The 20715-nt window shown below is 61.6% G+C and carries 19 protein-coding genes; 9 read left to right on the top strand and 10 right to left on the bottom strand.

All coding sequences use genetic code 11. The annotated features are described in order from the left end of the window. The first annotated feature begins 63 nt into the window (after positions 1 to 63). Both apaG and ACZ9HU_RS10160 read left to right on the top strand, forming a co-directional pair. Positions 64 to 477 carry a Co2+/Mg2+ efflux protein ApaG gene (apaG, locus tag ACZ9HU_RS10155; protein WP_476104797.1) on the top strand — a complete coding sequence of 138 codons (414 nt, stop codon included), beginning with the start codon at positions 64 to 66 and terminating at the stop codon, positions 475 to 477. Between the two features lie 51 nt (positions 478 to 528). Next, positions 529 to 1311, top strand: a complete 783-nt coding sequence (locus ACZ9HU_RS10160; protein ID WP_476104680.1) for a LysR family transcriptional regulator — start codon at positions 529 to 531, stop codon at positions 1309 to 1311. 3 nt (positions 1312 to 1314) lie between these two features. Here the strand turns inward: ACZ9HU_RS10160 and ACZ9HU_RS10165 are convergent, their stop codons facing one another. The 4 genes from ACZ9HU_RS10165 to ACZ9HU_RS10180 all read right to left on the bottom strand — a co-directional run bounded on the left by ACZ9HU_RS10165 (position 1315) and on the right by ACZ9HU_RS10180 (position 5144). Continuing rightward, a complete protein-coding gene (locus ACZ9HU_RS10165) occupies positions 1315 to 1824 on the bottom strand; it encodes a hypothetical protein (RefSeq protein ID WP_476104681.1) in 510 nt (169 codons plus the stop codon). A gap of 334 nt (positions 1825 to 2158) precedes the next feature. After that, on the bottom strand, positions 2159 to 2941 hold the full coding sequence (locus tag ACZ9HU_RS10170) for a 3-hydroxybutyrate dehydrogenase (protein ID WP_476104682.1): 783 nt from the start codon (positions 2939 to 2941) through the stop codon (positions 2159 to 2161). An 83-nt stretch (positions 2942 to 3024) separates the two neighbouring features. After that, entirely contained in the window at positions 3025 to 3636 is a 612-nt protein-coding gene (locus ACZ9HU_RS10175; protein WP_476104684.1) for a nucleotidyltransferase family protein, read from the bottom strand. After that, positions 3636 to 5144 carry a hypothetical protein gene (locus tag ACZ9HU_RS10180; RefSeq protein WP_476104685.1) on the bottom strand — a complete coding sequence of 503 codons (1509 nt, stop codon included), beginning with the start codon at positions 5142 to 5144 and terminating at the stop codon, positions 3636 to 3638. The genes ACZ9HU_RS10175 and ACZ9HU_RS10180 overlap by 1 nt, the downstream gene beginning before the upstream one ends. 364 nt (positions 5145 to 5508) lie before the next feature. On the opposite strand from ACZ9HU_RS10180, the gene pstS reads away from it, so the two are divergent. The 4 genes from pstS to pstB are packed head-to-tail and all read left to right on the top strand — an operon-like array spanning position 5509 to position 9168. Further along, entirely contained in the window at positions 5509 to 6522 is a 1014-nt protein-coding gene (pstS, locus tag ACZ9HU_RS10185; protein ID WP_476104686.1) for a phosphate ABC transporter substrate-binding protein PstS, read from the top strand. Continuing rightward, complete coding sequence (gene pstC, locus ACZ9HU_RS10190) at positions 6495 to 7457, top strand: phosphate ABC transporter permease subunit PstC (protein WP_476104687.1); 963 nt, start codon at positions 6495 to 6497, stop codon at positions 7455 to 7457. The genes pstS and pstC overlap by 28 nt, the downstream gene beginning before the upstream one ends. After that, positions 7457 to 8317: a phosphate ABC transporter permease PstA gene (pstA, locus tag ACZ9HU_RS10195; RefSeq protein ID WP_476104688.1), complete on the top strand. Its 861-nt coding sequence runs from the start codon at positions 7457 to 7459 to the stop codon at positions 8315 to 8317. Before pstC ends, pstA begins: the two co-directional genes overlap by 1 nt. 50 nt (positions 8318 to 8367) lie before the next feature. Beyond that, entirely contained in the window at positions 8368 to 9168 is an 801-nt protein-coding gene (gene pstB / locus ACZ9HU_RS10200) for a phosphate ABC transporter ATP-binding protein PstB (protein WP_476104798.1), read from the top strand. A gap of 241 nt (positions 9169 to 9409) precedes the next feature. Here the strand turns inward: pstB and hemA are convergent, their stop codons facing one another. Beyond that, positions 9410 to 10624, bottom strand: coding sequence for a 5-aminolevulinate synthase (hemA, locus tag ACZ9HU_RS10205; RefSeq protein ID WP_476104689.1), 1215 nt, complete (start codon positions 10622 to 10624; stop codon positions 9410 to 9412). Positions 10625 to 10781: 157 nt separating this feature from the next. Continuing rightward, positions 10782 to 11597, bottom strand: coding sequence for a glutamate racemase (gene murI / locus ACZ9HU_RS10210; protein WP_476104691.1), 816 nt, complete (start codon positions 11595 to 11597; stop codon positions 10782 to 10784). 144 nt (positions 11598 to 11741) lie between these two features. Here murI and plsY point away from each other — a divergent pair, with 144 nt between their 5' ends. The 3 genes from plsY to topA all read left to right on the top strand — a co-directional run bounded on the left by plsY (position 11742) and on the right by topA (position 16339). Next, the gene (gene plsY, locus ACZ9HU_RS10215) at positions 11742 to 12359 is read left to right on the top strand and encodes a glycerol-3-phosphate 1-O-acyltransferase PlsY (protein WP_476104692.1); all 618 of its coding nucleotides are present in this window, start codon (positions 11742 to 11744) and stop codon (positions 12357 to 12359) included. Then, positions 12356 to 13537 (top strand): DNA-processing protein DprA, encoded by a 1182-nt coding sequence (dprA, locus tag ACZ9HU_RS10220; RefSeq protein WP_476104694.1) that lies wholly within the window; start codon positions 12356 to 12358, stop codon positions 13535 to 13537. Before plsY ends, dprA begins: the two co-directional genes overlap by 4 nt. 192 nt (positions 13538 to 13729) lie before the next feature. Then, positions 13730 to 16339, top strand: coding sequence for a type I DNA topoisomerase (topA, locus tag ACZ9HU_RS10225; RefSeq protein ID WP_476104696.1), 2610 nt, complete (start codon positions 13730 to 13732; stop codon positions 16337 to 16339). 76 nt (positions 16340 to 16415) lie between these two features. Here topA and ACZ9HU_RS10230 read toward each other — a convergent pair whose 3' ends face one another. The 4 genes from ACZ9HU_RS10230 to lepB all read right to left on the bottom strand — a co-directional run bounded on the left by ACZ9HU_RS10230 (position 16416) and on the right by lepB (position 20669). After that, positions 16416 to 17999, bottom strand: a complete 1584-nt coding sequence (locus ACZ9HU_RS10230; protein WP_476104697.1) for an ArnT family glycosyltransferase — start codon at positions 17997 to 17999, stop codon at positions 16416 to 16418. A gap of 182 nt (positions 18000 to 18181) precedes the next feature. Further along, a complete protein-coding gene (era, locus tag ACZ9HU_RS10235; protein WP_476104698.1) occupies positions 18182 to 19096 on the bottom strand; it encodes a GTPase Era in 915 nt (304 codons plus the stop codon). Continuing rightward, positions 19093 to 19884 (bottom strand): ribonuclease III, encoded by a 792-nt coding sequence (gene rnc / locus ACZ9HU_RS10240; protein WP_476104699.1) that lies wholly within the window; start codon positions 19882 to 19884, stop codon positions 19093 to 19095. The genes era and rnc overlap by 4 nt, the downstream gene beginning before the upstream one ends. Next, entirely contained in the window at positions 19821 to 20669 is an 849-nt protein-coding gene (gene lepB, locus ACZ9HU_RS10245; RefSeq protein WP_476104701.1) for a signal peptidase I, read from the bottom strand. Before lepB ends, rnc begins: the two co-directional genes overlap by 64 nt. Positions 20670 to 20715 lie beyond the last annotated feature (46 nt).

Below are 20715 nucleotides of genomic sequence, written 5' to 3' on the forward strand. Positions count from 1 at the left end.
CAAAGGCCCGTTGCGAAGCGACAAAAGCAGCGCTACTTTGCGCATATGTCAGACCGATCCTTCATCAAGGAACTGTTCCAGCACGCCGCCACCACCCATGGCGTGACCGTGCGGGTGGCCGTTAACTTCCTGCCCGAACAATCGCGGATTGAGGCGGGCAAGTGGTTCTGGGTCTATCATATCCGGATTGAGAACGACTCGGATCGTATCCTGCAACTGGTCACGCGTCATTGGCGGATCACCGACGGGCGCGGCGCGGTCAATCTGGTCGAGGGTGAGGGCGTGGTGGGTGAAACCCCGGTGCTGCACCCCGGACAGAGCCATGACTATGTGTCGGGTTGCCCGTTGGCCACACCGCAAGGCAGCATGGAGGGCTATTACACCTTCCGCGAGATTATGGGTGATGGATCACAGGGCGACTCGGTTCTGGTGCCGATCCCGCATTTCCCGCTGGCCGCGCCCGCTACGGCCGGCTGATCGCTTAAACCGCGCTTGACGTCGGCGCGTCCCGGCGTAACAACCCCCGCCATGAAGCGTACCCATCTTCCGCTCAACGCCTTGCGCGTGTTTGACGCTGCCGCCCGCCATTTGTCCTTTACCCGCGCGGCCGACGAATTGGCCGTGACGCCCGCCGCCGTGGGCCAGCAGATCCGCGCACTGGAGGATTTGCTGGGCGTTGTCCTGTTCCGCCGCACGACCAAGGGGCTGGAACTGACCGATGAGGCGCAGGCGGGTCTGGAGCCTTTGCGCGCCGGTTTCCTGCAATTTGAAGATGCGGTGCAGGCGATGCAGGCGGGGCAATCCTCGCATGTTTATACGATTGCCGCCCCGCGTGATATTTTCGCGGCATGGCTGGCCCCGCGTCTGGCCGCGTTCCGGGCCGCCAATCCCGACATCCGCGTCGTTCTGGTCGATGGCGACGCCACCGATTTCACCGAGGCCAATCTCGATCTGGCGCTGCGCCTGTCCGAAGGTCCGGGTGATCTGGAAGGCGTGGCGATTGGCGAAGCGCAGCAGACCGTCGTGGGTGATGGCGAATGGATCGCCTGGCCTTGTGACCCCAATCCGGCCGGTGACGGGATTGAGGCGGGCCTGCATGTGGGCGACGCGGGACAGGCGATTGCCGCTGCTGCCGCCGGGCTTGGCCGTGCGCGCGTACCCTTGCTGTTGGCGCAAGGGTGGCGCGATCTGGGCCGCATTCCCGGCTTTGGCGAACCCGAACCGGCGCGCAAGGCCTATTGGCTGGTCGCGCCGCTGCCCCAATGGCGTCAGAAGAAGGTCAAGGCGCTGGTCGCTCACCTGACCGCATAAGGGTCAATCGGCGCGTTCCATCCTGCGTTGGACATGGCTCAATGCGTCGAGCTGGGCGCGCAACCGGCGGTTCTCGGCGCGCAATTGCGCCATCTCCGTGCGTTCGCGCATGGAGGGTTCCGCCACTTCGCTGCGAATAAGGCTACGCGGTGGACGGGGCAGGGGCGCCCGCTTCTTCTTCACGATAAAGCCCGCCGCCACCATGCGGCCAAAACTGTTGAGCCATTCACCAATTGCGGCGACCAACCCGACCGGTGGTTTGGCGAGCGACTGATTGCGCGGCAAAGCGCTTTCCGGTTCAGGACGGACTGGCGCCGCCATGATCGGTGGCGGTTCGTTGCAAACCAAAAGTTCGTGAACAGATGGCAGCGGGATGGCTGGTACCTCTGCTGCCTCCATCGTCGCAACCTGCGGCAGGTGTATGACAGGGTGGGGCTGGACATGCCTGTGCCGCCGCCCGTTGGTCTTTTTGGCGCGGGCCACTTTGGACATGGGGACACTGGTGATGGTCACCCCGATCCGAGGTGGGGGCACCAGCCCCTTTGGAAAACTGGGTGGGTTTTTCGATCTCCCGCGGGATGGGCCCGGACCGGGAATGTTGCGATAGGTGCCTTTTCCGCCTCTACGCTTGGACATCTTATCCCCCTATGGAAAGGGATGGGAGATGTTGGCAGGTTTGGGGAGTGCCGGGCCTGCCCTGTCGATCTGGTTTTTGTTAACCATCTCTTGGCGCCAGATTGGCATGATCGGCAAAAGGCATGAAATAGAAACGCATCGGCTTTGGACCAGAATTCCGGGCCAAAGCCGATGGCGCATCTTGCTAAAAACGTACGGTTTACCGGGAGTGTTACTCCATCACCCAACCATGGCTGGCAATTAGGGACTGGCCCGTAAGCGCATTGGTGGGGAAGGAGGCGAAAAACAGCGCCACTTCGGCGATATCTTCGATTGTCGTGAATTCGCCATCGACCGTCTGGCCCAGCATGACCTTTTTCACGACCTCATCTTCGGAAATATTCAGCTCTTTGGCCTGTTCCGGAATCTGCTTTTCCACCAAAGGTGTCAGCACGAAACCGGGGCAAACGACGTTGGAACGGATGCCCTTGGTGCCATTTTCCTTGGCAATCGCGCGCGACAGACCCATCAGGCCGTGCTTGGCCGTGACATAGGCGGATTTCAGCGGGCTGGCGACCTTGGAATGGACCGAGCCCATGAAGATGATCGCGCCCGACTTCTGCTTCTGCATATGGGGCAATACGGCCTTGCTGGTTAGGAATGCGCCGTCCAGATGGATGGCCAGCATCTTTTTCCAGTCGGCATAGGCAAAATTTTCCACCGGATTGACGATCTGAATGCCCGCATTGGACACTAGCACATCGACCGTGCCCCATTTTTCCACGACCTGCGCGACGCCTGCGTTGACCTGATCCTCGCTGGTCACATCCATGGCGATGCCGATGGCCTGTCCGGGGCCGGCCGCGTTCAATTCGGCGGCGGCCTTGTTGGCGGCGTCAAGGTTGAGGTCGGCAAGCGCGACCAGCGCGCCTTCGGCCACATAACGCTTGGCGATGCCCAGACCAATGCCGCTGGCCGCGCCAGTGACGATGCAAACCTTCTTGTCGAGTGTCATTGCGGGCTTACTCCTCTTGTCATCTCATCATGGCGTGTGACGGGCCGGGGGCAGGCTAGCGATTCCCAAACATGAATCAACCGTCAGTTGATGGGGGCGTCAGATGAGTGGTGATCACGCAACAGCCGATCCCTGTCGCATGGAGTATCTATATCGCTTGTGTAACGGTTATGTTCCACATCATGCCAATAAATCCGCGCCTTATGGCTCTCGATCCAGGCTTTGGGCGCGATGTCGGTGGCTGCGTCGTACAGGCCGCGCGCCAGATCGCCTGGCATGATCAACGGATGCCCGCGCGCACCGTCATGGCGCGGGATGATGATATTGTCGGCATGCGCGGCAAACCGGTCGATCAGGGCGGCAATATCCGCGCCCGTCAGCAATGGCTGATCGGCCAGCGCAATCATCACGCCATCACCATCGCGCCGACATGCCGCCAGCCCGACCCGCGCCGACGCGCCTTGCTCGCTCTGCCCGTCAGGATTGGCGACCAGCGTGACGTCCAGACCTTTCATCGCCTGCGCCAAACCTTCATCCTGCGCCCGGCCCACCACCACCACCGGCAGGCCCAGCCCGCAATAGAGCGAGGCGGCATGGCGCACCATCGGTTGGCCGCGCCATGGCAAGAGGCGCTTATCTGCCCCCTCCATCCGCCGCGACCATCCCGCGGCCAGAAGTACGACCTCCAGCCGCATCAGAAACGGATCGCGGTGAACAGCCCCACTTCGTCATAGGTGCCATTGCCGCGGCACATGGCGGCAAGGCTGGCCGCCGTGCTAAAGGCATTGGGCGATGCAATCGTGCTGCACCCGATGACGCCATTGCTGGTGGCCACCGAACCGCCATTGACCGTCTCGCGCTTATAGACCAGCGCCAGATCGACGAATTTGAGCGGCGAGAACTGTAAGCCGCCCATCAACAGATCATCCTTCAGCCCCGGAACGGTGTCACGGTTGGGCTTGATATGGTCATAGCGGGCAAAGGCGCGCCACTGACGCGACAGATTGTAATGGGCAAAGCCCGACCAGCCCATTGCGGTGTCTTCCGACAGGGCGAACAGCGCAGGGTTGACGCCGACATTGTTCCAGTTGCGGGCATAGAAGAACTCGCCCCCAAATCCGATGACCGAGCTTTTGTATCCGGCCATCACGTTGCCGCGTGTGGCGGTGCGGAAAGAGGTGGCGGTGGTGCCGGTGATCGATTCGATGTCATTGCCGCGCTTGCCATAATAGCCGCCCACCGCGCCATAGAACCCATGCCATGTGCCCGAAAAGCGCGCCTCGACATCGATGGATTTGGTGACGCGGGCTTGCCGGTAACCGCTGCCGTTGACCACCGAAATGGCATAGGACAGGCTGGCGTCATCCTTGCGGATAAAGTCGCCCAGAAGATGCACGCCCCAATCGGCCGGATTGCCATAGCCAAGACGCTCCAGCATCGAGCGTTCGACATGGCGCTCATTCTCGGCCTTTTCGGCATAGGCGATCCACGGCATGTCCGCCGCGCCCAATCGAATGGTCAGCGCCGGGTGGAGCTTTACCTCGCCATAGGCGTTGCGGATATACAGGCCCTTGCCCACCAATTGCGTGGCCGAAGAATTCGGGTTCACCGTGCTGGGCTGTCCGGTCACGTTGTCCGCGTCGAGCAGGATGGCTGCCGAAACCTTGTTGCTGAACCGGTGGTCAATGCCCAAAAAGGCACGTTTCAGATTGACGCCCTGACCGCTGGCGGGATTGTTGCCGCCGCCGGTGTGCTGGGTGATATTGGACAGGTTCAGGAATATTTCGCCCGAAACGCTGGTGTTGGCGGCCCATTTGGTGGCGGCGACGGCACGCTGGGTGACGGCAATCGCGCCATTGGCCTTTTCCGCGCTGGCCAAGGCCTGCGTGGCTGTGTCTTGCGCCTGTTGCGCAGTCTGGGCGGTCGCAGCCAGCGTTGGGGGCGATTGCGCAGCATCGGGCGCGGCGGCGGCCATTTGCGGAGCGCCTGCGTTCCCGCCGGTCATTGCGGTCAGCTTCTTTTCCAGCGCGTCGATCTGGGCCTGCATGCGCGCCATTTGCGCCTGTGCCTGTTGCAACTGGGCCTGAAGTGATGGGGTGGCTGCGCTCTTTGTTGCGGGGGCCTTTGTTCCGGCTTGGGCGATGCCGGGCGCCATGGCGCTCGATGCCAGCAGGGCCAGAGCAAAGGGCTTGAACACATTCATTGAAACATTCCTCGAAGCTGCGCGGGGGGAGCAGCAGTGATCCTGAAACCCTGGCCGATCGGACTGGTTCGGCGCCATGGATTGACCGCATCAGTTTAGGAGCGCCCCGTGCATCAGGATAGATAGATTTTGGCCGCATATTCAAGAAATGGCGCGGGACAGGCGAAGGATGGTTTGAAAATGACGTTTATGTGACAATGTGTCGGTATGATGCCGGCACAATCGATGGGCGGAGCGACATTTTTCGAGGTTTTGGGCAAAATTGCGCGAAAGTGCCGGGGCTTGGATATTGTCACAAAGCTGTCATATGGACCGTTTAGCGCCCCATGTGGGCGAACCTGTGCCCATTGGTGGAGAATCGCCCATGTTCCGCAAAACCGTGCTGGCGTTCGGCCTTGGGCTGGCGATGATTTCGCCCGCTCGGTCCGAATCGTTCACCGGCGCGGGGGCCAGCTTTCCTGCCTCGCTCTATCAGGCATGGGCCCGCGAATATGCCGCAACCAGCGGCGATCGGCTGAATTATCAATCGATTGGTTCGGGCGGCGGCGTGCGGCAAGTCATCGCCCATACGGTCGATTTCGGCGCGACGGACAAACCGCTCAAGCCCGAGGAATTGGCGCGCAGCGGTTTGGTGCAATTCCCCGCCGCGATTGGTGGCGTGGTGCCGGTGTTCAATTTGCCGGGCATCGGGCCGGGGCAATTGCGGTTGACGGGGCCATTGCTGGGCGAAATCTTTTTGGAACGTATTAAGCGCTGGAACGATCCGCGCCTTGCCGCGGTCAATCCGGGGCTGAAACTGCCGCCTTTCCCGATTACGGTGGTGCATCGTGCGGACGGTTCGGGCACGACATTCCTGTTCACCACCTATTTGGCCCAGACCTCGCCCAATTGGGCGCGTATGGTGGGGGCCAGTGATGCGGTCAAATGGCCCGCCGGGATCGGGGGCAAGGGCAATGATGGCGTGGCGGCCTTTGTGCGCCAGACTTATGGCGCGCTGGGCTATGTCGAATATATTTACGCGCGCAAGGGTAAGGTCAGCTACGCGCTGCTTCAGAACGCGGCGGGCCAATTCCCCGCGCCGACGCTGAACAGCTTTGCGGCTGCGGCCACCGCTGCTCCTTGGGGGCGGGCTTCGGGCAATTACGTCTTGCTGGTCAATCAGCCCGGCGCGCAGGCATGGCCGATTTCGGGCGCGACCTTCATTCTGATGCATCGTGAACAGGAGCGCCCGGAAAAGGCGCGGGCGGTGTTGCGCTTCTTTGACTGGGCCTTTGGCCATGGTGACGCAACGGCAACGCGCCTGTCCTATGTGGCCTTGCCCGCATCGCTAAAATCCATGGTGCGACAGCAATGGCGCGCCATCGGGGGCGTGAAATGACGAGGCATACGACCGGCCTTTCGCGCGCGGCGCGTCAGGATGCTTTCTTTCAGGCGCTGTGTTTTTCCGCGGCCATGGTGTTGATGGCGACGCTGGCGGGCTTGTTGATCGCTTTGGTGATCGGGGGCTGGCCGGCGCTGGCGCATTTCGGGCCGAAGTTTTTCATCTCTGCTGCATGGGACCCCGTGGCCGAGGATTATGGTGCCGCCGGGCCGATTGTCGGGACGCTGGTGACCGCCGGGCTGGCCATGGTGATGGCGCTGCCGCTGGCGGTAGGGATTGCGGTCTTTCTGGTGGAATTCTGTCCGGCGGGATTGGCCAAATATGTCGGCATGGCGGTCGAGCTTTTGGCGGGCATTCCCTCGATCGTTTACGGCATGTGGGGCCTGTTCGTGTTGGCGCCGTGGTTTGCGCTGCATGTGCAATTGCCGCTGTTCTATATCGTCGATCCCGACAGTTTCTGGGGCCATCTGTTCGAAGGCATCCCCAATGGGGCCAATATTTTTACCGCCGCGATGATCCTGGCAATCATGGTCTTGCCCTATATCGCGACGGTTTTGCGCGAACTGCTGCTCTCCGTGCCGACCCATGTGCGCGAGGCGGCCTATGGCATGGGCTGCACCCCCTATGAGGTCGTCAGCCGGATCATGCTGCCCTATATTCGGCGCAGCGCGATTGGCGCGGTGATGCTGGGGCTGGGGCGCGCGCTGGGTGAAACGATGGCGGTGACCTTTATCATCGGCAACAGCCACGAATTCCCGCGCAGCCTGTTTGCCAGCGGTTCGACCATTGCATCGACCATCGCCAATGAATTTGCCGAAGCCAGCAGCGACCTGCACGTCTCGGCGCTGATGGCGCTGGGGCTGGTGCTGTTTGTCATCACCTTTGCCGCGCTGGTCGGTGCGCGCATGTTGATTGGTCAGGAGAAGGCGTGATGCGGATCGAGAGGCGCCTTTTCGACCGCCATGCGCGGCGCAAAATGGTCAATTATGCCTTTGTCGGCCTGACCATGGCGGCAACCGGCGTTGCGGTGATCGCGCTGTTGCTGATCCTGTGGTCGCTGGTGGTCAACGGGCTGGGCGGCATCAATCTGGACATTTTCACGATGGATCAACCGCCGCCCGAAGCGCCGGGAGGGCTACGTAATGCCATTCTGGGGTCGGTCGAAATGTGCCTGATTGGCATGGTCATTGCCGTGGTCATCGGCATTCTGGCCGGCACATGGCTGGCCGAATATGGCGAGGGCAAGAAGCTGGCCGAAGTGGTACGGTTTTTGAACGACGTGCTGCTCTCCGCGCCTTCGATCCTGATTGGTCTGTTTGTCTATGAATTGCTGGTGCGGCCGCTGCACGGGTTTTCGGCCGGGGCGGGCGCGGTGGCGCTGGCCTTTGTCGCGACGCCGGTGGTGACGCGCACGACCGAGGACATCCTGCGCCTGCAATCGAACCAGTTGCGCGAGGCAGGCATGGCGATCGGCGCGGGCAAGAGCTATGTCATCCGCGCGATCATCTGGCGCGCATCGCGCCCCGGTTTGGTGACGGGCGCATTGCTGGGCTTTGCGCGTATTTCGGGGGAAACGGCGCCGCTGCTCTTTACCTCGCTGGGCAATCCTGACCTGTCCTTTGCCCTGACCCAGCCGATGGGCGCCTTGCCCACGACGATCTATCAATTCGCGCTGTCGGCTTTTGACGACTGGCGCGCGCTGGCATGGGTGGGGGCGCTGTTGATCGCGATCACCGTTCTTGCCGCCAATATCATCGGACGCGCCTTGACGCGGGGGAGCCACAATTCGTGAATTTCGACGCCAAACAGGCCGATAGCGCCAGCGTGATCGTGCCCCCGCCGATGGAGCAGCGGGTTCTGGACGTGCGCGGTCTGGATTTCTTTTACGGCAAGCATCAGGCGTTGTTCGGGGTCGATTTGCCCGTGGCGCGCAACAAGGTGACGGCGTTGATCGGGCCTTCGGGCTGCGGCAAATCGACGCTGCTGCGAACGCTGAACAAGATCTATGACCTCTATCCCGGCCAGCGGGCAGAAGGGCAGATCCTGTTCAATGGCGAGAACCTGTTGGGCGGTGAAGCGGTGGCCGATGCACCCCCCGCATCGGGCGCGCCGATTCATGGCGATAATGCCCGGCTGCGCGCGCGCATCGGCATGGTGTTTCAGCGGCCCACGCCGTTCCCGATGTCGATCTATGAAAACATCGCTTTTGGCGTGCGCCTGCACCGCAATGTGTCGCGCGCGCAGATGGATGAGATCGTCGAAACCTCGCTGACCCGCGCCGCGCTGTGGGACGAGGTCAAGGACAAGCTGGACAAATCGGGCCTCAGCCTGTCGGGCGGTCAGCAGCAGCGGCTTTGCGTCGCGCGCGGGATTGCGGTGGAGCCGGAAGTGTTGCTGCTGGACGAGCCTGCCTCGGCGCTGGATCCTTTGTCCACGGCCAAGCTGGAGACGGCGCTGATCGAACTCAAGCAGAGCTTTACCATTGTCATCGTCACGCATAACCTGCAGCAGGCGGCGCGGATTTCCGATTACACCGGATTTATGCTGATGGGCAAAATGGTCGAATTCCGGCCTTCGGGCGAGGCATTTGTGAAGCCCGTGACGGCGGCGATGCGGGATTATGTGACGGGACGGTATGGGTGAGGTGAAAGATGCGAGGGTCTAGACCCTCGCGCTCCCGTTACTGTCTTTGTTGCGTATAGGGTTCGGCGAATGAGTGTCGGACGCGGCGTTGAATTTTGAAAGCCTGCGGCGCTTCCGGCCCCAAGGTTGCCGCGCCGCAGGCTTTCAAACTCTCTTCACTGCCCTGCCAACCCGGCACCACCCCATTACCGGGATTGCAAAGGGTCGAGACCCTTTGCCCGCCGGAGGCAAAACCTAAAAATCAAGCCGCCAGCTTCAACTCCAGCCGGTCCCAGATTTCCACCAATGCCCGCGTCAGATCGCGCATCATGGCCTCGGTATGCTGCGGCCCCGGCGTAAAGCGCAGGCGTTCCGTCCCACGCGGTACGGTGGGGAAATTGATCGGCTGCACATAGACGCCATATTCGGCAAGGAGGATGTCGCTGATCTTCTTGGCCTTGACCGGATCACCCACCATCAGCGGAACGATATGCGTGGTCGAATTCATCACCGGCAGCCCGGCCTCGCGCATCATCGCTTTCAGCGATGCGGCGGCGGCCTGCTGGCCATCGCGCTCAACACAGGAAGCCTTGAGATGGCGCACGGAGGCCAGCACGCCCGCCACCAGCACCGGCGAGAGCGAAGTGGTGAAGATGAAGCCGGGCGCATAAGAGCGGATCACGTCGATGATACGCTTGTCCGCCGCGATATAGCCGCCCATCACGCCGAAAGCCTTGCCCAGCGTGCCTTCGATAATGTCGATGCGGTGGGCGGCATTGTCGCGGTCGGTGATGCCGCCGCCGCGCGGGCCGTACATGCCCACGGCGTGAACCTCGTCGATATAGGTCAGCGCGCTGTACTTTTCCGCCAGATCGCAGATTTCATGGATCGGCGAAATGTCGCCATCCATCGAATAGACGCTTTCAAACGCAATCAGCTTGGGCAGGGCGGGATCGGTTTCGGCCAGCAATTCCTCAAGATGTTCAAGGTCATTGTGGCGGAACACCTTCTTTTCCGCGCCCGAATTGCGGATGCCGGCAATCATGCTGGCATGGTTCAATTCGTCGGAAAAGATCACACATCCCGGCAGGATCTTGGCCAGCGTCGAGAGCGTCGCATCATTCGACACATAACCCGAGGTAAAGAGCAGCGCGCCTTCCTTGCCATGCAGGTCGGCCAACTCTTCTTCCAGCTGGATATGGTAATGCGTGTTACCGCCGATGTTGCGCGTTCCGCCCGAACCTGCGCCCACGTCATGCAGCGCTTCTTCCATCGCGGCGATCACCTTGGGGTGTTGCCCCATCGCCAGATAGTCGTTGCTGCACCACACCGTGATCGGTTTCGGCCCGTTATGCCCGGCAAAACAGCGCGCGTTGGGATAGGCGCCCTTGTTACGCAGGATGTCGATAAACACGCGATACCGCCCTTCGGAATGCAGGCGGTCGATAGCTGCGTCGAAAATCTGGTCGTAGTTCACTGGCTCTTATCCTGAACGGCACCGTTGATCCGGCTTCCGGCTCTCCCCCGATAGAACATATGAGGGGATGCATAAAATGACCAGAGTCAAACACTGTGATAGGGCATTCTGTCCAAAAGTAGTATTCGTCTTTCCCGCAGGGTGATCACTTAGGCGATCAAAACAAGTCCACCCGCATCAATCCGCGCCGGGTCAGGGCAGGCTCCAACCCTTCGATTCCATCGCCGGTGGTGAATAGCGCCAGATCGGGTGAATTGCGTCTGAATTCCTGACCTTGCGTCAAAAAGCGTATGCGCCGCGCGATGCCATCGGACCCGTCAATATAGCGCACATCCGGGCCGAAAAACGCGCCCAATTCCTGGGTCAGCAACGGAAAATGGGTACAGGCCAGCACCACCGTATCGATCCTGTCGCCGCCCGGTTGATCGCGCAATCCATCGACGGCGCGGGCAATCAGCCGGGAATCGACGGGTTGCCCGCGCAATTTCGCCTCGGCGGCTTCGACCAGTTCAGGCGCGCCGTGGCGCAGCAGCAATTTGTCGGCGGCAAATTCATGTTCCAACCGATCGACATAGGCCTGCCGGATCGTCGCCTGCGTGCCCAGCAAACCGATCACGCCGGTCTGGGTCATGGCGGCGGCGGGTTTGATCGCGGGCACGGTTCCGACAATCGGCACCTCCAGCACCTCGCGCACACTGGCCAGGGCAATCGTGCTGGCCGTGTTGCAGGCAATGCAGACAAGGCGCGGGCGCAAGCGTTCGGTCATCCGGCCCAACAGGCCCGACACGCGCGCGGCAATCTGCGCCTCGGTTTTTGTGCCATAGGGCAGGCCCGCATTGTCCGCGACATAGATCACCGGCGCATCGGGCACATGACGGCGCAGCGCGTCCAGTACGGTCAACCCGCCAACGCCGGAATCAAACAGCAATATCGGGCTATCCGGGGTAATGCCGGGGGGGAGAGTCGAGGCCATGACAAAGCCTCTTTGAAACGATTGCGGCAAAAAGGAAAGAGAAGGGGGTTCGACAAAGCCGCCGCTGCGACTAAAGGAGGGTTGGCGCGCCGCTATGTTGCATGGGCGACCTTAAAGATGGCGGCGCATAAAAGGGTGAATGCAATGTCTTTGATGGTGGCCTCGGTGCTGGGCTATGCGCTGGGTTCGGTTCCTTTCGGGCTGTTGTTGACGCGGGCCTTTGGGGCCGGTGATCTGCGATCGATCGGTTCGGGCAATATCGGGGCGACCAATGTGCTGCGCACCGGGCGTAAAGGGCTGGCGGCGGCGACGCTGTTGCTCGACGGGGGCAAGGGCGCGGCGGCGGTCCTGCTGGCCGCGCATCTGCCCTCGGGCACGTTTGCCGATGGGGCCAGCGGGGCGCAATGGCTGGCGCTGGCGGGCGGCGCGGGGGCGATGGTGGGCCATTGCTTCCCGGTCTGGCTGAAATTCAAGGGCGGCAAGGGCGTGGCCACGATGCTGGGCGTGGCCTTGGGGCTGGCATGGCCGGTGGGGTTGATTTGCCTTCTGGCATGGGTGGGCATGTTCAAACTCTCGCGCATTTCCAGCGTGGGGGGCATGAGCGCCGCGCTGGCCGCGCCGCTGGGAGCGCTGGTGTTGGGCCATACGAATATGGTGCCGATGCTGGCGGCGCTGACCGCGCTGGTGCTGTATCAGCATCGTGAAAATATCGCCCGCCTGCGCGCCGGAACCGAACCGAAAGTGGGCGCGAAAAAGGGATGAGCGGCCAAGCACCGGGCCTGTCGCGCGATGAAGGGCTGGCGCGGATACGCCTGATCCGGTCGCCAAACATTGGCCCGGTGACCTTTACCCAATTGCTGCGCCGGTTTGGCAATGCGCGCGCGGCGATAGACGCCTTGCCCGATCTGGCCGCGAGGGGCGCGGGCAAGGGGCGTTCGGCCTATCGCGCCATCGAACATGGCGTGATCGAGGCGGAAATCGCCGCCGTTCGGGCCGCTGCCGCGCGCTATATCTTTCACGATTCGCCCGATTATCCCGCCCTGTTGCGACAGGTTGATTCCGCGCCGCCCTTGCTGATTGCGCGGGGGCGGGTTGATCTGTCCCGCGCCGCGCCTGTCGCCATGGTGGGTGCGCGCAATGCCAGCGCGGCGGCCATGCGTCTGGCCCGTGAAATGGCGGGCGCCTTGGCCGAGGCGGGCTATCCGGTGGTGTCGGGCCTTGCGCGCGGCATCGATGCCGCCGCGCATGAAGGCGCATTGGCCGGGCGCGGCGAGGCCTTCGGCAGCGCAAGCACGATTGCCGTCATCGCGGGCGGGATCGACGTGGTCTATCCGCCCGAACATGCCGCCCTGCAAAACCGCATCGCCGAAGAGGGCATGGTGGTGAGCGAAGTACCGCCCGGTGTCGAACCGATCCAGCGGCATTTCCCGGCGCGCAACCGCATCATCGCCGGCATGTGCGCGGGCACGGTCGTGGTCGAGGCGGCGTTCAAATCCGGCTCGCTGATCACCGCGCGTCTGGCCGGGGATTATGGGCGCGAGGTGATGGCGGTTCCCGGATCGCCGCTCGACCCGCGCAGCCATGGGTGCAACGAAATGATCCGCGAAGGCGCGGTGCTGATCCAGCGGGCCGAGGATATCATCGAACTGATCGCCAGTTTCGACGGCGTGCCCCGTTCGCATTTCCATGAGGATGACGGCAATATCCTGCCCGATTTCGGGGGGGATGATTTGCGGATCGGCCCCGACAGCGATGAAGATGGCAGTGCGCAGGCCAATGAACGCCTGCTTGCCCTTATCGGCCTTGCCCCGGTCAGCGTGGATGAAATGATCCGCCAATCCGGCATGGATGCGGGCGCGGTGCAAATGGCTCTGATTGAACTGGAATTGGCCGGTGCCATCATCCGTCATGCCGGGGCGCGGATCAGCCGCGCGGTATGAAACCTGCTGCCCCCTTGACGGAGGGGCGCGGTAGCCGCCAACCTCGCGCGTATACGTGAGGGGCCGTGCGGTCATAAGGGTGACCCTTGGGACAGGCGGTCTTCACAAGTCTTTCAATTGGGGGCATGGCCGCATCCACGGCTTTGTTTCTTTTTGGCCCTCGCGGCCGATACGGATAGTACAAGAGAACTCATGCAGCTTGTTATTGTCGAATCCCCGGCCAAGGCGAAAACCATCGAGAAGTATCTCGGCAAGGATTATCGCGTGTTGGCGTCCTATGGCCATATCCGTGATTTGCCGCCCAAGGATGGGTCGGTGCGTCCCGATGAAGATTTCGCGATGGATTGGGAGCTGTATGGCGACAAGCAGGCCCGCGTCCGTGAAATCGCCGACCTTGCCAAACAGGCCGACCGACTGATCCTCGCGACTGACCCTGATCGCGAAGGGGAGGCGATTTCGTGGCATGTGAAGGAACTGCTGGCCAAGCGGCGCGCATTGCCCAAGGAGGTCGAGCGCGTCACGTTCAACGCGATCACCAAGGATGCCGTCACCACGGCGATGAAGCATCCGCGAGAGCTGGATCAGGATCTGATCGATGCCTATCTGGCGCGGCGCGCGCTGGACTATCTGTTCGGCTTTACGCTCTCGCCGGTGTTGTGGCGCAAATTGCCGGGCGCGAAATCGGCAGGCCGCGTGCAATCGGTGGCTTTGCGCCTGATCGTTCAGCGTGAGCGCGAGATCGAACTGTTCAAGCCCGAAGAATATTGGCAGGTCGTGGCACGGATGCTGCACGATGGCTCGCAATTCCCGGCGCGTTTGGTCAAGTTCGAAGGCAAGAAGCTGGAGAAACTGAGCCTTGGCGATGCGGGCACTGCCGAGCGTGCGAAGGCTGCGGTCGAGGCGGGCGCCTTCCGCGTGGAGGAGGTGGAAACCAAACCCGTCCGCCGCAATCCCTATCCGCCTTTCACCACATCGACCCTGCAACAGGAAGCCGCGCGCAAGCTGGGCTTTTCGGCCAGCCATACGATGCGCGTGGCGCAAACCCTGTATGAGGCGGGCGCGATCACCTATATGCGTACCGACGGCGTCCAGATGGACTCCAGCGCCATTTCCGCCGCCCGCCGCGAGATTACCGAGCGCTTCTCCGGCCATTTCTGCCCCGAAAAGCCGCGCCATTACGAGACCAAGGCCAAGAACGCGCAGGAGGCCCACGAAGCCATCCGCCCGACCGAGTTCAGCCGCGACACCTATGGCAGCGGCGATGAGGCGCGCCTCTACGACCTGATCTGGAAACGCGCCTTGGCCAGCCAGATGGCGAGCGCCGCGTTGGAGCGCACCACCGTCACCATGCGCGATGGCACGGGGATGCACGAATTGCGTGCCACGGGTCAGGTCGTGAAATTCCCCGGTTTTATGGCGGTCTATGACGAGAGCCGCGATAACAAGACCGACGACGATGATGATGCAAACCTGCTGCCGCTGATGAACAAGGGCGATATGCCCTTGAAGCAGGGCGTGGACGCGACCCAGCATTTCACCCAGCCGCCGCCGCGCTATTCCGAAGCTTCGCTGGTCAAGCGTCTGGAGGAATTGGGCATCGGGCGTCCTTCGACCTATGCGGCCACGTTGCAGGTGCTCAAAGACCGCGCCTATGTGCGCACCGAAAAGAACCGCTTTTTTGCCGAGGAAACCGGGCGTCTGCTCACATCCTTCCTCGAACGTTTCTTTGACCGCTATGTCGCCTATGAATTTACGGCGGGCATGGAGGATGAACTAGACGATGTTTCGGGCGGGCGGGCGCAATGGCGCACGGTGCTCGAAGCGTTCTGGAAGGATTTCAAGCCCAAGTCCGACGAGGTGATGGAGAAGAAGCCCTCGGAAGTGACCGAGGCGCTGGATGAATTCCTCTCCGATTATCTCTTCCCGCCCAAGGAAGACGGCAGCGATCCGCGCAAATGCCCGCAATGCGAGGCGGGGCGCCTGTCGTTGCGTGGCGGAAAATATGGCGCTTTCGTCGCCTGCTCGAACTATCCGGAGTGCAAATTCACCCGCAAGTTCGGTCAGGCAGGCGGCAGCGCTGATGCAGGTGAAGAAGGCGAATTAGGCAAGCACCCGGAAACGGGCGAGCCTATCATGCGCAAGGCGGGTCGTTTTGGCCCCTATATCCAGATGGGCGAGGGCGAGACGCGCAAGATGGCGTCCATACCCAAAGATATTGGCGAGATGACGCTGGACTGGGCGGTCAAGCTTCTGTCCCTGCCGCGCACCATCGGACCGCATCCGGAAAGCGGTGAGCCGATCACCGCCAGCATTGGGCGCTATGGTCCCTATCTGGCGCATAGCGGCAAATATGCGCGCCTGCGCAGCACGGCCGAAGTGTTCGAAACGGGCATGAACCTAGCCGTGACCAAACTGGCCGAGGCAGCGGCAGGCGGCGGACGCAGCCGCAGCGCCCCTGCAGAGCCGTTGAAGGTCTTTGGCACCCATCCTACCACCGGCGGCGAGATCAAGCTTCTGGCGGGGCGCTACGGCGCCTATGTGACCGATGGGACGACCAATGCCACGCTGCCCAAGGCGGTCGAGCAGGACAGCCTGACGCTGGAGCAGGCGATCGGCCTGATCGACGAAAAGGCGGCCAAGGGTCCGGCCAAGGGCAAGAAAAAGGCGCCCGCGAAAAAGGCCGCGCCCAAAAAGGCCGCCGCCAAAAAGGATGATGGCGAGAAGGCTCCGGCCAAGAAGGCACCTGCCAAAAAGCCTGCCGCGAAAAAGGCGGCGCCCAAAAAGGCGGCTGAAAAAGCCTGATCGCAGCATTCACGAAAAGAAAGGGCCGCGTCGGAATTGTCCGGCGCGGCCCTTTTCTTATGCCTCAATGCCAAACCTATTTCCGGCGATAGACCAGCAGATCGCGCCAGCCTACCTTGGCGAGGCCGACTAACTGGTAATCCTGATTAAGGTGGTGGAACATCAGATTGCGGTTTTTCCAATTGACCGGCAACGATGAAGGCTCTGCGGCCATCACCACAACCTGGGGATGGCGGCGCATTGTGGCCTCGATTTCCTGTGCGGCATCCACACCCAAGGCATTGGCATCGACCATGCCGTTAAGATGGTTGGGGAAGACATAGCGCGTGACAAAGCACGTGTTGGTCATGTGATAGAGGATGGGATCACCCTCGTTGATATAGGCGCAGCCCTGTCCGGTCGGCGTGGCGGCGGCGCGACGGATCATGTCGGCGGCTTCTTCGACCTGCTCGCTGGTGCCATGGTGGCGAGTGTTGTAAATCGTCACCACGGCGGCGGCCAGAATGCCAAAGCCGATCATGAAATGCGTCAGCCAGCGCAGCGGACGACCGCGACCCAGAGCAGGGGCCGCCAGCGCCATCAGCGGCACCAGCAGCGGCGCAACATAATGGTCATACCACGTGCCAAAGATCAAAAAGCCTGCCACCGCGACAAAGGCCCAGATCCGCAAAAAGCCGTAGGCCGGGCGCGACAGAAAGCGCAGTGCGGGAACCTTTCGCGGCGCCCAGAAAATGGCCAGCCACACCGGAATCAGCGCCATCGTTTCCTTGAACAGGCGGAACAGCGATCCGTCGAAATCCTCGTGCCGGCCAAAGATCGAAAGGAAGTTGGCCTGCGCAAATTCCATGCCGTGGCCCATGGCGATATAGACCGCCCATGCCGCCAGCGTCGGAGCCAGCGCGATGCCCGCCCAGCCGGTTGCCGCCGCCCAAACCTTGCCATGCGACCAGCCCAGTTGGCGCGCACGGACCATCAGCATCAGGCCAAAAGCAACGCCTTCGAACACGACCGTATATTTGATCTGAAGCGAAATGCCGACCACGCCCATGATGGCCAGACCATGCACAAACAGGCGATCGCTGTTTTGTGCGGTCCACACCCGCATCATGCCAAGCCCGGCCAGAGCCATCAGCAGATTGTAGAAAACCGGCGCCTGTCCGCCAAAGCAGAAAAAGGCCGAGAGATACAATTGATAGGCAACGCCGGCCCAGAAAGCCCCCATCGGCGAGGCGATTTCACGCGCCATGCGATAGATGACCAGTGAGGTTCCCGCGACACAGGCCAGCGCAACCAGTTGATATTGCAGGATGCCATCGCCACCCAGCAGGCGGATCGCCGCATACAGGATGAACAGCCCAATCGGCTTGCGGTCCCAGATATCGACAAAGGGCACCGCGCCATGCAGCATGCGGTCGCCCACCAGCAGATAGAACTGCTCGTCAATATGGATAACAGGAAAGCCCAACGTGGCGCCGCGGATCAACAAACCCACCGCCAGATAGGCAAAGCCCATCATCAGCAGGTTGATTGCGCGCACCGCTCCCAGACCGGATCGATTGATCCGCCCCGCCGCCCCCTGAAAGGGCGAGCCGGCATTGGGAGCTTCCGACCCGGCTGCACCCCGCAGCCGCGCCGGAAGTTCTGCGATATATTCGACCATCAAACACTCCGTCCGCCTGATCGCCATTCGTAACCGCACAGACCCCCATCTGCACTGCGGTCAGGCGACCAACCCCCGATGTCCAATTCACTACCCAAACAGCATTTTATAGCTTTTCGCAGCTTTTGCGCGATTTGCCACAAACTTTGTACATGAGACTTACAAAAGATCAGCGCCGCACATTAACGTACCCATTCCAGGCCGATCTCTTCATAGATTTCCTTGGCGTCCGCCCAGTTTTCATCAATCTTGACGTGCAGGAACAGGTGTACCTTCACGCCCAGCAGTTCGGCCAGCTCCGCCCGCGCCGCTTCGCCAATCGCCTTGAGGCGGGCGCCGCGCTTGCCCAGCACGATGGCCTTTTGGCTGTCACGCGCAATTACGATCTGCTGACGGATCTCGACACTGCCGTCGCGGCGAACCTTGTAGCTTTCCGGACGAACCGTGCTGTCATAGGGCAATTCGTCATGCAACTGACGGTAAAGCTGTTCGCGGGTGATTTCGGCGGCCATCAACCGTTCCGATGCGTCCGACACCTGATCTTCGGGGAAATTCCACGGACCTTCGGGCATCAGATCGGCAAGGCGGGCCTTCAATTGCGCCACGCCATCGCCGGTCGAGGCAGAGATGAAGAAGACTTCGGCAAAATCCACCGCCTGCGTCAATTCCTGCGCCAGAACCAGCAGCGGTTCCTTGGGGCACAGGTCCACCTTGTTGAGCGCGAGCAGCTTGCGTTCCGGGCGACCCTTCAGCGATTCGAGGATTTCCTCCAAACCCTGACGGTTCTTTTTCGCGGCATCGACCACCAAAAGGATGGAGTCGGCTTCGGACGCGCCTTCCCATGCGGCGGCAACCATCGCGCGGTCCAGACGGCGGCGAGGGGTGAAAATACCCGGCGTGTCGGCAAGGATGATCTGCGTATTATGCTTGTCCGACTGTTCCAGCGCGATGCCCATCAGGCGGGCGCGGGTCGTCTGCGCCTTTTGCGAGACAATCGCCACCTTTTGCCCGACCAGCGCGTTGACCAGCGTGGACTTGCCCGCATTGGGGGCGCCCAGCACGGCCACCAGACCGCAAGATTCGACTACATCACTCATCCAAATTGCCTTAAAAATGCGGCGGCCGCCTGGGTTTCGGCCTCCTGTTTGCTGTTGGCGACGGCTTCGACCTCGCCCACACCCTTGACCGCCACGGCGACGGTAAAGCGGGCGGCATGATCGGGACCTGAACGGTCAACCAGTCGATATTCGGGGGGCTTGCGGCGATTGCCGGCGGCCCATTCCTGAAGCGCGGATTTGGGGTGCTTGGCCTGTCCTGCATGGCCGCCGACCGCTTCGGCCCAAAGGCTACGGATCAGGGCGCGTGTGGGTTCAAAGCCGCGCGTGACAAAGGATGCGCCGATCAGCGCCTCCATCACGTCGCCCAGAATGTTTTCGCTGTCCGCGCCGCCATCATCGCGCGCCTGTTTGCCAAGGCGCATGTGTTCGCCCAGCCCAATGCCGCGCGCCACGGTCGCGCACATCTGTCGGCTGACCAGCACGTTCAGGCGCTGCGAGAGGCGGCCCTCGGCCGCGCCCTCGCTTTGATACAGCCATTCGGCAATGGTCAGGCCCAGAACCCGGTCGCCCAGAAATTCGAGCCGTTGATAATCCTCGATCCCCTTGCCACGCGGAGCAGCCTGCGCGGCAAAGCTGCCATGGGTCAGCGCCGCGATCCATTCCGGGGCATCGACATTGTCAGCACCGATCACGCGGGTCAGAAATTCCCGTGTGGCATCCGAAAGAGCCGGGTTGTTCACCGATTTGAGTGTCAGGCTCTTGGTCAAAAGGTGCCCCCGATCCGGTTCCATCGCGCGGCGGTCAGCCAGGTCCAGGGCTTGTACCATGAAACCGATCCGTCCGTCGACCACATCACGATGGTGGCGCGGCCCACCAGATTGCCTTGGGGCACATAGCCGATGCCGCCCACTTCGACGGGGAAACGGCTGTCCTGCGAATTGTCGCGGTCATCGCCCATCAGGAACAGCGCGCCTTCGGGCACGATATAGGGCATCGTGTTGTCCTGCGGCGTGGCCTCCAGATCGAGGACGTTATAGGACTTGCCCGGCTTGCCATTGTCGGACGGCAGCGTTTCGCGAAATTGCGGATAGTGGCAGATGGTCTTGCCATCCTTCACCGTTTCATAATTCACATTCATGCCATAGCGCGGCTGATAGCAGGAGGTGTTGGGCGAGACGGCGATCTCGAAATCCTCGATCCTTTGCTTGGGCACGGCATTGCCATTGATGTACAGCACGCCGCCCTTCATCTGGATCGTGTCACCGGGCAGGCCGATCACGCGCTTGATCCAGTCGTCCTGATTGGTCGGCGGGGCCTTGAAGATCACCACATCGCCGCGCTTGGGCTGGGTGGCCAGAATGCGGCCCGGGATCAGCGGCAGGCTGAAAGGCATCGAATAGCGCGAATAGCCATAGGGCCATTTGGCGGCCAGCAGATAGTCACCGTTAACCAGACGCGGCAACATCGATTCGCTGGGGATGTTAAAGGGCGAGAAGAAGAAGCTGCGGAACACCGCAACGATCACCACCAGCTTGATAAGGAAAACGAAAAAGTTCTCCTCCTGTTTTTCCGGCTTGGCGCCGGGCTTGGTGGTGGGTTCAACTTGGCTCATCAGTGCTTATCCTTGAATCTGGCCGTGCTGCCATGTTGGTCCAGAA

This window comes from Novosphingobium sp. Sphag1I (assembly GCF_056279125.1).